The sequence below is a fragment of the Mariniluteicoccus flavus genome, from assembly GCF_054776655.1.
This window is the reverse complement of record NZ_BAAHBN010000003.1, coordinates 281751-294037: the sequence shown is the minus strand read 5'-3', so window position 1 is coordinate 294037 and position 12287 is coordinate 281751. Positions and strand designations below refer to the sequence as shown.

The 12287-nt window shown below is 72.4% G+C and carries 13 protein-coding genes; 2 read left to right on the top strand and 11 right to left on the bottom strand.

Annotation, left to right across the window (positions count from 1 at the left end; translation table 11 throughout):
* Window positions 1-24: 24 nt before the first annotated feature.
* Genes trpC through hisI form a run of 5 tightly spaced genes read right to left on the bottom strand, consistent with a single transcriptional unit; the run spans window position 25 to window position 3603 of the window.
* A complete protein-coding gene (trpC, locus tag ACYVAG_RS07515; protein WP_460768448.1) occupies window positions 25-849 on the bottom strand; it encodes an indole-3-glycerol phosphate synthase TrpC in 825 nt (274 codons plus the stop codon).
* On the bottom strand, window positions 849-1097 hold the full coding sequence (locus tag ACYVAG_RS07510; RefSeq protein WP_460768446.1) for an HGxxPAAW family protein: 249 nt from the start codon (window positions 1095-1097) through the stop codon (window positions 849-851). Before ACYVAG_RS07510 ends, trpC begins: the two co-directional genes overlap by 1 nt.
* A 46-nt stretch (window positions 1098-1143) precedes the next feature.
* Window positions 1144-1737 carry a Trp biosynthesis-associated membrane protein gene (locus ACYVAG_RS07505; RefSeq protein WP_460768445.1) on the bottom strand — a complete coding sequence of 198 codons (594 nt, stop codon included), beginning with the start codon at window positions 1735-1737 and terminating at the stop codon, window positions 1144-1146.
* On the bottom strand, window positions 1730-3259 hold the full coding sequence (locus ACYVAG_RS07500; protein ID WP_460768443.1) for an anthranilate synthase component I: 1530 nt from the start codon (window positions 3257-3259) through the stop codon (window positions 1730-1732). Before ACYVAG_RS07500 ends, ACYVAG_RS07505 begins: the two co-directional genes overlap by 8 nt.
* Complete coding sequence (gene hisI / locus ACYVAG_RS07495) at window positions 3256-3603, bottom strand: phosphoribosyl-AMP cyclohydrolase (protein WP_460768654.1); 348 nt, start codon at window positions 3601-3603, stop codon at window positions 3256-3258. The genes ACYVAG_RS07500 and hisI overlap by 4 nt, the downstream gene beginning before the upstream one ends.
* A gap of 134 nt (window positions 3604-3737) precedes the next feature.
* On the opposite strand from hisI, the gene ACYVAG_RS07490 reads away from it, so the two are divergent.
* Entirely contained in the window at window positions 3738-4394 is a 657-nt protein-coding gene (locus ACYVAG_RS07490; RefSeq protein WP_460768441.1) for a TIGR03085 family metal-binding protein, read from the top strand.
* A gap of 1 nt (window position 4395) precedes the next feature.
* Here the strand turns inward: ACYVAG_RS07490 and ACYVAG_RS07485 are convergent, their stop codons facing one another.
* From ACYVAG_RS07485 to gatC, 4 genes are all read right to left on the bottom strand, one after another.
* Complete coding sequence (locus ACYVAG_RS07485; protein WP_460768439.1) at window positions 4396-5139, bottom strand: hypothetical protein; 744 nt, start codon at window positions 5137-5139, stop codon at window positions 4396-4398.
* A gap of 4 nt (window positions 5140-5143) precedes the next feature.
* On the bottom strand, window positions 5144-6640 hold the full coding sequence (gene gatB, locus ACYVAG_RS07480; RefSeq protein ID WP_460768438.1) for an Asp-tRNA(Asn)/Glu-tRNA(Gln) amidotransferase subunit GatB: 1497 nt from the start codon (window positions 6638-6640) through the stop codon (window positions 5144-5146).
* A complete protein-coding gene (gene gatA, locus ACYVAG_RS07475) occupies window positions 6637-8127 on the bottom strand; it encodes an Asp-tRNA(Asn)/Glu-tRNA(Gln) amidotransferase subunit GatA (protein ID WP_460768652.1) in 1491 nt (496 codons plus the stop codon). The genes gatB and gatA overlap by 4 nt, the downstream gene beginning before the upstream one ends.
* Window positions 8128-8204: 77 nt before the next feature.
* The gene (gene gatC / locus ACYVAG_RS07470) at window positions 8205-8501 is read right to left on the bottom strand and encodes an Asp-tRNA(Asn)/Glu-tRNA(Gln) amidotransferase subunit GatC (protein WP_460768436.1); all 297 of its coding nucleotides are present in this window, start codon (window positions 8499-8501) and stop codon (window positions 8205-8207) included.
* Between the two features lie 114 nt (window positions 8502-8615).
* Here gatC and ACYVAG_RS07465 point away from each other — a divergent pair, with 114 nt between their 5' ends.
* Entirely contained in the window at window positions 8616-9245 is a 630-nt protein-coding gene (locus tag ACYVAG_RS07465) for an ACT domain-containing protein (protein WP_460768435.1), read from the top strand.
* A gap of 161 nt (window positions 9246-9406) precedes the next feature.
* Here ACYVAG_RS07465 and ACYVAG_RS07460 read toward each other — a convergent pair whose 3' ends face one another.
* Together ACYVAG_RS07460 and ligA are read right to left on the bottom strand one after the other, a co-directional pair.
* On the bottom strand, window positions 9407-9949 hold the full coding sequence (locus ACYVAG_RS07460; RefSeq protein ID WP_460768433.1) for a hypothetical protein: 543 nt from the start codon (window positions 9947-9949) through the stop codon (window positions 9407-9409).
* A gap of 156 nt (window positions 9950-10105) precedes the next feature.
* Window positions 10106-12262 carry an NAD-dependent DNA ligase LigA gene (gene ligA, locus ACYVAG_RS07455; protein WP_460768431.1) on the bottom strand — a complete coding sequence of 719 codons (2157 nt, stop codon included), beginning with the start codon at window positions 12260-12262 and terminating at the stop codon, window positions 10106-10108.
* Window positions 12263-12287: the final 25 nt, after the last annotated feature.

Below are 12287 nucleotides of genomic sequence, written 5' to 3'. Positions count from 1 at the left end.
GGTGGCCGGTCGTGCCGGCGCGGGTCAGCGGGCGCCGGCGGCGATCATCGCGGCGACGGCGGCGGCGGGGTCGTGGCCGACCACCAGCGCCTCGCCCACGAGGACGACATCGGCGCCCTGCGCGACGACCTCCGCGACGTCGTCCGGGCCGGTGATGCCGGACTCGGCGATGCGGATGCAGGTGTCGGGCACGGTGGCGGCGATGCGCCCGAAACGGGCGCGGTCGACGTCGAGCGTCTTGAGGTTGCGGTTGTTGACCCCGATCACGTCGGCGCCCACCGCGAGGGCACGCTCGACCTCGGCCTCGTCGTGGGTCTCCACGAGCGGGGTCAGGCCGAGTTCCGTGGCGGTCGCGAACAGGTCGGCGAGCTCGGCGTCGTCGAGCGCGGCCACGATCAGCAGGGCGAGGTCGGCGCCCGCGGCGCGCGCCTCGACCAGCTGGTAGGCGTCGACGATGAAGTCCTTGCGCAGCACGGGGATGTCGACCCGGGCACGCACCGCGACGAGGTCGTCGAGCGACCCGCCGAAACGGCGGCGCTCGGTCAACACCGAGACGGCCGCAGCGCCGCCCCGCTCATAGAGGGCGGCGAGTGCGGCCGGGTCGGGGATGTCGGCCAGTGCACCCCTGGAGGGGCTCGCGCGCTTCACCTCGGCGAGCACGGCGACGCCCGGGGCGCGGAAGGCCGGCCTCGGGTCGCGGGGACTCGGGGCGTCGGCGAGGCGCTCCTGGAGCGCTGACAGGGGCACGGCCGAGCGTCGTTCCTCGAGGTCCTCGCGGACGCCGGAGATGATGCCGTCGAGGACCGTGCCGGCGACCGGGTGGCCGGAGCGGGCTCCGGGCGCGGTCATCAGTCCTGGCCCATGCCCACGCGGTTCAGGATGCCGCCGACCAGCGGTGCCGCCACGAGCAGCACGCCGCCGACGATGACCATGGTCCAGTTGATGGAGGGAACGCCGTGGGGCCCGAACACGAAGCCCAGCGACCCGAGGATGAAGCCGACGAGCGCCAGGATCGACCCCGCCCAGGCTGCGGGCGTCCGACCGTGGTGGATGTCCTTCTGCATGGGGCGGCGCCGGCGCGTGGCGGTGGAGTTCATCGTTCCTCTTCCCGTGGGTCCCCGGGCGCGACTGCCCGGTCTGTCATCATTCTGGCCGATCGCGGCGGCGGTTGCCAGCCGAATCGTCGTTCTCGGTCGGGTCGTGGCCCTCGTCGAGCGCCCGCCAGACGTCCGCCGGGTCGTCGTCGGCGCGGGTGCCCGCGCGCCGGGCGCGTCGCGAGAAGCGGTCGGCCGGCGCCGGCCAGCGGTGGGCGGTGGCCGCGACCACGGCGACCCCGGCGAGGGCGACGAGGCCCGCGACGCTGTAGGCGATGGGAAGCCAGGTGGCGCCGGGCTCCCCCACCTGCGCCACCCCCAGCATCACCATGGCGATCGCGACGAGCGCGAGGGGCAGCGTGAGCAGGCGACGACCGCGCGTACGCAGGGTCAACATCAGCAACGTGCCGGCGGCCAGGACCCCGGCGAGGATCAGCGCCAGCGTGCCCGTCGCGTCGGCGCCGGTGCGGGTGACCTCCTGCCCGAGCTCGCCGACCGTGCGCCGCCAGGTCGCGTTGGCGCCGGCGACCGCGGTCAGCGATCCGGCGGTGAGCAGCGAGTAGGCCGCGGTCCGCATGCGGCGCGCGCCGACCGTGGGGACGTTGGCGGAGCCACCCGTGGCGACCGCCGTGGGCTCAGTCAAGGTCGGTCAACCCCTCGGCCGCCGCGATGGCCCGCAGGACCGCGGCCGCCTTGTTCTTGGTCTCCTGGTTCTCGGTGGCGGGATCGGAGTCGGCGACGATGCCACCGCCGGCCTGCACGTAGGCCCTTCCGTCCTTGATCAGCGCCGTGCGGATCGCGATGGCGCAGTCGGAGTTGCCGGCGAAGTCGAACCAGCCGATGACGCCGCCGTAGATGCCGCGCGAGGTCTTCTCGAGGCGCTCGATGATCTCCATGGCCCGCACCTTCGGCGCACCCGAGAGCGTGCCCGCGGGGAAGCACGACAGGGTGGCGTCGAGCGCGCTGCGGCCCGGCGCGAGCGTGCCCACCACGGTCGCCTCGAGGTGCATCACGTGGGAATAGCGCTGGACCTGCATGAACTCCAGCACCTCGACCGTCCCCGGGACACAGACCCGACCCAGGTCGTTGCGGCCGAGGTCGACGAGCATCACGTGCTCGGCGCGCTCCTTCTCGTCGGCCAACAGCTCGCGCTCGAGCGCGACGTCCTCGTCGGCGTTGGCACCGCGGGGGCGCGTGCCGGCGATCGGGTGGGTCGTCGCGCGCCCGTCGCTGACCGTCACCAGCGCCTCGGGCGAACTGCCGACGATGTCGAAGGCGTGGGCGCCTTCGGCATCGGGGATGCGGAGCAGGAACAGGTAGGGGCTCGGGTTGACCAGGCGCAGCCGGCGATAGACCTCGAACGCGTCGGCGGTCGTCGCGACCTCGAACCGCTGGGACGGGACGACCTGGAACACCTCGCCCGCCCGGATCTCCTCGATCGCGTCGCGCACCGCCTGCTCGTGCTCGGCGTCGGTCGACCCCCGAACGACCTCCGAGGCCGGGGCGTCGGTCGCGACCCGGACGAGCGGCTCCCGCGGCTCGGCGAGGTCGCGGGCCATGCGCTCGACGCGGGCGACGGCGTCGGCGTACGCGTCGTCGACACGCTCGTCGGAGGCGTCGAAGTTGATCGCGTTGGCCAGCAGCCACACCTCGCCGGTGCGGTGGTCGATGGCGGCCAGGTCGGACACGAGCATCATGCCGAGCTCCGGGATCTGGAGGTCGTCGACTGTGTCGCGCGGCAGGCGCTCGAGCCGGCGTACGACGTCGTAGCCGAGGTAGCCGACCAACCCCGACACCAGGCGGGGCAGGCCCTGCTGGGGCTCGCACGCCAACAGCTCCAAGGTCTCGGCGAGCACCTCGAGCGGGTTTCCGCCGCCGCCGTCGGCGGCGGGGAGGCCGACCGGCACCGTGCCGGTCCACGCGGCCTCGCCGTCGACGGAGGTGAGCGTCGCGACGGTGCGTACGCCGACGAACGACCAGCGCGAACTCACGCCCCGCTCGACCGACTCCAGCAAGAAGGTGCCGGGCCGCCCCTGGGCGAGGCGCTGATAGAGGCTGACCGGGGTGTCGGCGTCGGAGACCACGCGGGCCGCGACGGTCACCACGCGCCGGACGCGGGCGAGGTCACGGAAGGCTTCGAGGTCGGGGGTGTGGGCCAGGCTCATCGCTCGTCCTCCAGCAGCGTGTGGGTGTCGAAGCAACTCGTGGCTCCCGTGTGGCACGCGGGACCGGTCTGGTCGACCGCCACCAGCAGAGTGTCGCCGTCGCAGTCGAGGCTGACGCCACGCACGCGCTGGGTGTGGCCCGACTCCTCCCCCTTCACCCACAGCCGCCCGCGGCTGCGGGACCAGTAGGTGCCGCGCCGCGTGGTCAGGGTCTGGGCGAGGGCGAGGTCGTTCATCCACGCCATCATCAGCACGCGGCCGCTGGTGGCGTCCTGCACGATGGCGGGGACCAGCCCGTCGTCGGTCCGTTTCAGGAGCCGGGCGATGGCGGGGTCGAGGGCCAGGTCGAGGGCCGGGTCGGCGGCGGGGAGGTCGGTCACCCGGCCATTGTTGCCCACGTCGGCGGTCGTGCACCTGCGCGTCCGGCGGCGCGCCGGGTGCATTGGCCGCCCGTCGCGAGGGCGACTAGTCTCGTTCCGTGAATCCTGCCAAGTCCGAACGTGCCGCGCTCTGCGAACTGCTCGACGACCTCGGGCCCGACGCGCCGACCCTCTGCGAGGGGTGGTCGACCCACGACCTCGCCGCCCACCTCTGGATCCGCGAGACTGATCCCCTGGGCGCGCCCGGCATCGTCGCGAAGCCCTTGGCCGGTCTGACCGAGCGCCGCATGGCCGAGTCGAAGGCGCGCTGGCCGTACGCCGAACTGGTCGACCGCCTGCGCCGCGGCCCCGCCCGCATGTCGGTCTTCGCCTTCCCGGGCGTCGACGAGGAGGCCAACACCGTCGAGTTCTTCATCCATCTCGAGGACGTCCGCCGGGCCGGCGCGTCCCCGCTCCCGCCGCGCGAGCTGGGCGAGGAGTTCGAGGACTGGATGTGGCGTCGCATGAAGCTGATGGGACGCGCGATGTTCCGCCGTTCGCCCGTCGGCGTCGTTCTCGAGCGCGAGCGCCCCGAGACCACCGCGGGCGAGCCGGAGACGGTCCGCGCGATGGCCGGCAGCGACATCGTGACGATCGTCGGAAAACCGTCGGAGATGATGCTGTTCGCGTACGGCCGCGTCGACGCCGCCGACGTGCGCCTGGTGGGCTCTGACGAGGCCGTGCAGAAGCTCCGGTCGACCGAGCTCGGGGTCTGAATCAGGGCAGCTGGGCGTACGCCTGGCGCACGAAACCCGCGAGCTCCTCGGCCTGCCACCGCTGGTCGACCGTGGTCGCGCTGATCGTGCCGCCGTCGAGCAACATCGTGCACTGGAGCGCGTCGTAGCGCTGCCCGCAGGACACCCGCCCGAAGCGTCGCGACTGCATTCCGGTGCGGCGGTCGTATTCCTCGAGGCTCGCGACCTCGATCCGCTGGGTCAGCACCCGCACCGGGCGTCCGCCGGGGTCGACGAAGAGCGCGCGGTCGACCTGGCCGAAAGGCAGGCCCGCCGAGTCCCCTGCGGGATCGCGGCGCACGTCTCCCACCGCCGCCGGCAGCTTCGCGCGCTCGGCCCGGTGGGGGGCTGGACCGTGGGCCACAGAGATGGCGCGTCCGGTCGCCGTCTCCGCCGGGGTCAGCCAGACGGGGACCAGCAGGGCAAGCGCGGCGAGCACGCTGACAGCGCCCAACAACATGCCGACGCGCTGCGGGACCGGCGCCTGCTCCGGCAGGGGAGCCTCGGCCAAGGGTCGCTCGCGCGCCGTGCTGCGTTGGGGGCCCTCGCCCGCGGGTGGGGCGACGCGGGAATGTTCGGGGAGCCCGGACCGTCCCTCGGGGGCCTGCCGCCCCCACGCCGCCCGGTTCTCCCAGGCGTCGGGCGGCACCGCGCCCGGCCGCGCACCGGTGGTGCGCGGCCGCAGCCGGGTGGCCTCGGGATCGTTCGCGGCCCGCGGATCGCTCACGGGTTCAGCCGAGCTTCTCGACGATCAGCTCGCGCACGCGACCGGCGTCGGCCTGGCCCCGCATCTCCTTCATCACCACGCCGATCAGCGCACCGGCGGCGGCCATCTTGCCGGCCCGGATCTTGTCAGCCACGTCGGGATTGGCCGCGATGGCCTTGTCGACGGCGGCCGAGAGCGCGCCGTCGTCGGACACGACCGCGAGCCCCCGCTTCTCCACGACCTCGGCCGGCTCGCCCTCGCCGGCGATGACGCCGTCGATGACCTGGCGGGCCAGCTTGTCGTTCACGGTGCCGGCGTCGACCAGCGCCTGGACCCCCGCGACCTGGGCCGGCGTGATGGACAGCTCGCCCAACTCGACGCCGGCCTCGTTGGCGCGACGCGACAGGTCGGACAGCCACCACTTGCGGGCGGCCTGGGGGGTGCACCCGGCGGCCACCGTCGCCTCGAGCAGGTCGAGCGCGTCGGCGTTGACGACCGCGGTCATGTCGGACTCCGAGAAGCCCCACTCCCCCACGAGCCGGCGCAGGCGCGCGGCCGGGGGCTCGGGCAGGGTCGCGCGGAGCTGCTCGACCCATTCGGGGGTCGCCTCGACCGGCACGAGGTCGGGCTCGGGGAAATAGCGATAGTCCTCCGCGGTCTCCTTCGAGCGGCCGGGCGTCGTGATGCCGGAGTCCTCGTGCCACATGCGGGTCTCCTGGTGGACGCGGTCACCCGCGTCGAGGATGGCCGCCTGGCGTGTGATCTCATAACGCACCGCGCGCTCGACCGAACGCAACGAGTTGACGTTCTTGGTCTCGGTGCGCGTGCCGAGGGGCGCGTCCGGCGACGGCCGCAGCGACAGGTTCGCGTCGCAGCGCAGGTTGCCCTGCTCCATGCGGGCCTCGGAGACGCCCAGCGCCTTCACGATCTCCCGCAGCGCCTTCACATAGGCCCGCGCGACCTCCGGGGCGCGTACGCCGGCTCCCTCGATGGGGCGCGTGACGACCTCGATCAGCGGCACGCCGCAGCGGTTGAAGTCCATCAGCGAGTGGTCCGCGCCCTGGATGCGGCCGGTCGCACCGCCGACGTGGGTCGACTTGCCGGTGTCCTCCTCCATGTGGGCGCGCTCGATCTCGACGCGGAACGTCGACCCGTCGTCGAGCTCGACGTCGACGTGGCCGTCGTACGCGATGGGCTCGTCGTACTGGCTGATCTGGTAGTTCTTCGGCATGTCCGGATAGAAGTAGTTCTTCCGGGCGAAGCGGCACCACGAGGCGATGTCGCAGTTGAGCGCGAGGCCGATGCGGATGGCCGACTCGATGGCCCGCCCGTTGACGGTGGGCATCGCGCCCGGCAGGCCGAGGCAGACCGGACAGGTCTGGGTGTTCGGCGCGGCCCCGAAGGCGGTGGAACAGCCGCAGAACATCTTGGACGCGGTGTTCAGCTCGACGTGGACCTCCAGCCCCATCACGGGGTCATAGGTCGCCAGCGCCTGGTCGTAGTCGACGACGGGCTCGCTCATCGGGCGACCTCCTGCTTCGCGGCCAGCGAACCGGCCAGGTCGGGGATGCGGTCGAGGACGGTTCCGCCGGAGCGCTCCGCGTACGCGCGCTCCAGCGCCGCACCGACGCGGTAGAGCCGGTCGTCGGCCATCGGGGGCGCCATCACGTGGAAGCCGATCGGCTGGCCGTCGGTCTCCGACAGCCCGACCGGGAACGACGCCGACGCGTTGCCGGCGAGATTCGACGGGATGGTGCACAGGTCGTTCTTGTACATCGCGAGCGGGTCGCCGACGCGCTCGCCCAGCGGGAACGCCGTGGTCGGGGTCGTGGGCGAGACCAGGACGTCGGCGGCCTCGAACGCGGCGTCGAAGTCGCGCATGATCAGCGTGCGCACCTTCTGGGCCGAACCGTAGTAGGCGTCGTAGTAGCCGGACGACAGCGCGTACGTGCCGATGATGATGCGCCGCTTGACCTCGTCACCGAAGCCCTCGCCGCGGGTCATCGCCATGACCTCCTCGGTCGACCGCGCGCCGTCGTCGCCGACGCGCAGGCCGAAGCGCATCGCGTCCATGCGGGCGAGGTTGGACGAGCACTCGGCGGGCAGGATCAGGTAGTAGGCCGCCAGGGCGTACTCGAAGTGGGGGCAGGAGACCTCGACGACCTCGGCGCCGAGCTCGGTCAGGAGATCGACGGTCTCGGCGAAGCGGCGCTCGACATCGGGCGCGTAGCCCTCTCCGCCGAGCTCCTTGACCACGCCGATGCGCAGGCCGCGGACGTCGCCGGAGCGGGCGGCCTCGACGACGGGCGGCACGGGGCGGTCGATCGACGTCGAGTCGAGCGGGTCGTGGCCGGCGATGACCTCGTGGAGCAGGGCCGCGTCGAGAACGTTCCGGGCGCAGGGGCCGGGCTGGTCGAGCGACGAGGCGAGGGCGACGAGGCCGTAGCGCGACGTGCCGCCGTAGGTCGGCTTCACGCCGACGGTGCCGGTGAACGACGCGGGCTGGCGGATGGAGCCGCCGGTGTCGGTGCCGATTGCAAGGGGGGCCTCGAAGGCGGCCAGGGCTGCGGCCGAGCCGCCGCCCGAGCCACCGGGGATGCGGGCGAGGTCCCATGGGTTCTTAGTCGGGCCGTACGCCGAGTTCTCGGTCGAGCTGCCCATGGCGAACTCGTCCATGTTGGTCTTGCCGAGGATGACGAGGTCGGCGTCGAGGAGGCGCTGGGTCACCGTCGCGTCGTAGGGCGGGTGCCACCCCTCGAGCATTCTCGAGCCGGCGGTCGTGGGCGCGCCGCGCATGGTGAGCACGTCTTTGAGCGCGAGGGGGACGCCGGCCAGCGGGCCGAGGGTCTCGCCGGCGGCGCGCTTGGCGTCGACGCGGCGGGCGGCCTCGAGGGCGCGGTCGGCGTCGACGTGGAGGAACGCGTGGACCGCGCCGTCGACGGCGGCGATCTGGTCGAGGTGGGCCCGGGTGACCTGCTCGGCGGTCCAGCGGCCGTTGGCGATGGCCATGGCGATCTCGCTGGCGGGGGCGCGGAGGATGGCGTTCTCGGTGTTCTGGTTGCTCCGGGCGTTCTGGGTCGCGTCGCTCATACGGACTCCCCCAGGATTCGCGGCACGCGGAAGCGGTCGTCCTCGGCGGCGGGCGCCTGGTCGAGCGCGTCCTCGACGGACAACGACTGGTGGACGACGTCGTCGCGGAACACGTTGGTGAGCGGCAGCGCGTGTGAGGTCGGCGGCACGTCGGCGGTGTCGAGGCTGTTCACCCGGGCCACGGACTCGAGGATCACGTCGAGCTGGGGGGCGAGCCGCCCCAGCTCCTCATCGGACAGGTCGATGCGGGCCAGCTTTCCCAGCCGGGCCACGTCGGACACGCTCAGCGCCACAGGTCACTCCTGGTCGGTCTTCGCCCAGGACTCCCCGGGGCTCCCCCATCCTAGGCGCTCTCACCGACACGATTTCGATTGGGAATGGCCCGAGGCGTGCGCAAAGATGGCGGGGTGTTCCTGATCAGAGTGGCCCTGCCCGACCGCCCCGGCACCCTGGGGGCGGTCGCGTCCGCCATGGGCACCGTCGGCGCGGACATCCAGGCCGTCGAGATCGTGGGACGTCATGAGGACGGACGCGTCGTCGACGACTTCATGGTGTCGCTGCCGGAATCGGTGATGCCCGACAACGCCGTCAGCGCCTGCACCCAGCTCGAGGGCGTGTCGGTGCTGTGGTGCGCGCGCTATCCCGCCGGGACCGGTCTCGAGCTCGACGTCGAGGTCCTGGAGCGCATGCTGGCCGAACCCGCCCACGCGGCCGAGGTCCTCTGCCAGTCGGCGCCCGGCATGTTCCACTCCCACTGGTCGGTGCTGGTGAACAAGGTCAACCGATCGGTGATCCACGCGACGCCGATGGCGCCCGACCTGACGTCGGAGGTGTTGGCCGACCTGGGCCCGTTCGACTTCACGCGCACGCTCGAGCTCGACAAGGGCTGGGTGCCGGAATGGGTCGAGACGACGCTTGCGGTGACGCCGGTGCGCGGCAACCGCGCGCTGCTGCTGGGCCGCCACGGCGGCCCGGCGTTCCTGGCGGCCGAGGTCGCACGGCTGCGCTATCTGGCGACGCTGGTGCCGGTGGTCTGAGGCCTGCGGCCGCCACGCAGGTCGTCGTTCCTCCTCCCACGCAACTTGTGCACACGGGTGCGGAAGTTGGGTTCGGGCTCCGGCGTGTCGACGCAACTCGTGCACACGCGACGAGGCGTACGCCGACTCCCGTGCGCCGAAACCCCTCGGCCGCGACGGGGTCAGCCCAGCATCGCCGCGAAATAGCGCCACGCCACGATCACCACGATGGTGATGAGCGCGAGCGCGACGGGCACGACCCAGCGCTGGCGGCGCTTCTCGCGGGTGGTCGGCAGCCCGTTCGGGCCCCAGTCGCCGATCGCCGGCTGGGCGCGCGTGGGGACATCGGCGTTGAGATCAAGGTTCGAGCTGAAACGCGACGGCGTACGCGGCCTCCTGGGCGCGCGCCCCTTCCTCATGGGCTTCGCCTCCGCGGGTGTGGCCGCAGGCTCCACCTCCGCCCGTTGGCCGGAGTCCGGCGCCGCGTACGCCTGGTCGGCCGGCTGGGGGCCGGCGTACGCCTGGGTCGCCGGCTTTGGGGTGTGCGCCTGGGTCGGCTCGTGGGTGTGCCCCTGGCCACCCGCGTACGCCTGACCCTGCGGTTCACCGGCCCTGTACGCCTGGCCCCGCTGGTCGGGGACGTCCGGGGCGGGACCCCGCCCAGCCGCCGCGCGGCGCGGCCGCTGCGTGGTCTCGACCTCGTGTTCCTCTGGCCCGGTGCTCACCGTTCCACCTTAGTGGGGGGACGGCCAGCGGGGGTGTGTGCGCAGGTTGGGGCGACACGCCGGGCGACCGACCCAACCTGCGCATCCGTGTGCACAAGTTGGGTGATGGGGGCGAGCGGGTGATGGGGCGAGTCGCGTGAATGGGGAATGCGACCCTCAGGCCTCCCCCACCCGCGCCAACGGCCGGGCGGCCTCCGGTCCCTGCTCGAGCAACACCGCGAATCCCTCACCATCCAGGATCGGCACCTCGAGCTTGACCGCCTTGTCATATTTCGAGCCCGGCGAGTCGCCCACCACCACGAAGTCGGTCTTCTTCGACACCGAGCTCGCCGATTTCCCGCCGCGCTCCACGATCGCCTCGGCGATGCCGTCGCGCGTGTAGCCCTCGATCGACCCCGTCACCACGATCGACAGCCCGGCGAGGTTCTGGGCGACCTCGGCCCGGACCTCCCCCGGTTCGTCCGCCAGCACACACCCCGCCGCGCGCCACTTCTCCACGATCGCCCGGCGCCAGTCGGTGTCGAACCATTCGCGGATCGCCGTCGCGATCGTCGGCCCGATGCCGTCCACCGCCGACAGCTCCTCGAACGTCGCCGACTCGAGCGCGTCGATGTTCGGGAACGCCGCGGCCACGTCGGGCGCGACCCCCTTGCCGATGTGGCGGATCGACAGCGCCACCAGGAACTTCGAGAACGGCCGCGTCTTCGCCTCGTCGAGGTTCGCCAGCAGCTTCTGCCCGTTCGCGTTCAACACCCGGGGCCCTGCCCCGTCGGCGATCTCGGTCTTCTTCGCCGCCCGCGTGAAGAACTCGGCGCGAATCAGGTCATCGGCCGTCAGGTCGAACAGGTCGCCCTCGTCGGTGAGCAGCCCCGCCGCCAGCATGGCGTCGGCCGCCTGCCAGCCCAGGACCTCGATGTCGAGCGCCTGCCGCGAGGCCAGGTGGAACAACCGCTCGCGCAGCTGGGCCGGGCACGAGCGCTGGTTCGGGCAGCGGATGTCCTTCTCGCCCTCCTTGGTGGGCGCCAGCGCCGTCTCGCACGCCGGGCACCGCGTCGGCATCACGAACGCGGTCTCGCCCCCGTCGCGCAGGTCGACGACCGGCCCCAGCACCTCGGGGATCACGTCGCCCGCCTTGCGCAGCACAACTGTGTCGCCGATCAGCACGCCCTTGCGCTCCACCTCGAAGGCGTTGTGCAGCGTCGCCATCGCGACCGTCGAGCCGGCCACCAGCACGGGCTCCATCACCGCGTACGGCGTCACGCGCCCCGTGCGTCCCACGTTCACCCGGATGTCGAGCAGCTTCGTGGTCACCTCTTCCGGCGGATATTTGTACGCGATCGCCCACCGCGGCGCCCGGCTCGTCGACCCAAGCCGCCGCTGGGCCTCGCGCCGGTCGACCTTCACCACGACGCCGTCGATCTCGTGCTCGAAGTCGTGGCGCCGTCCCGCGACCTCCTCGACGAACGCCCACACCCCGGCCAGGTCGTCGACGACCCGCGCGTGGGCCGTCGTCGGAATTCCGAACTCGCGCAACACCGCGTACGCCTCACTCAATCGGGCGAACTCCACCCCCTTGGCCGCGCCGATGCCATGCGCGATGAACGCCAGCGCGCGGCTCGCCGTGACGCGCGGGTCCTTCTGGCGCAGCGATCCCGCGGCGCTGTTGCGGGGGTTCGCGAACGGCGCCTTCCCCTGCTCCACCAGCGACGCGTTCAGCTGGCGGAACGCCTCGAGGCTCAGGAACACCTCGCCGCGCACCTCGAGCAGGTCGGGCACGTCGTCGCCCGTCAGCTCGTTCGGGATCGCCCGGATCGTGCGGATGTTCGCTGTGACGTCCTCCCCCACGCGACCGTCACCACGCGTGGCCGCCCGCACCAGGCGCCCCTTCTCATAGACCAGGTCGGTGGCGAGTCCGTCGATCTTCAACTCACACAGGAATCCGCCGAGGTCGTCCGGCGCATCCTTGAGCACCCGGTCGCCCCATTTGAGCAGCTCGTCGTGGGAGAACGCGTTGTCGAGCGACTGCATCGGCTCGAGGTGGGTCACCGCGGCGAACGTCGCCGACGGCGGCCCGCCGACCTGCTGGGTCGGCGAGTCCGGCGTACGCAGCCCCGGGAATTCGTCCTCCAGCGCGTTCAGTTCGCGCATGTGGCCGTCGAACTCGCTGTCGGACATCGTCGGCGCGTCCAGCACGTGATAGCGCCACCGCGCCTCGTCCAGCACGCGGCTCAGCTCGGCGTGGCGCTCGCGCGCGGCCTCGGTCGGCGCGGATCCCTCGTCGGCGAGGACCAGGTCATCGGGAAGTTCGGTCACGGGGCAAATCTAGCGAGGGCGACTG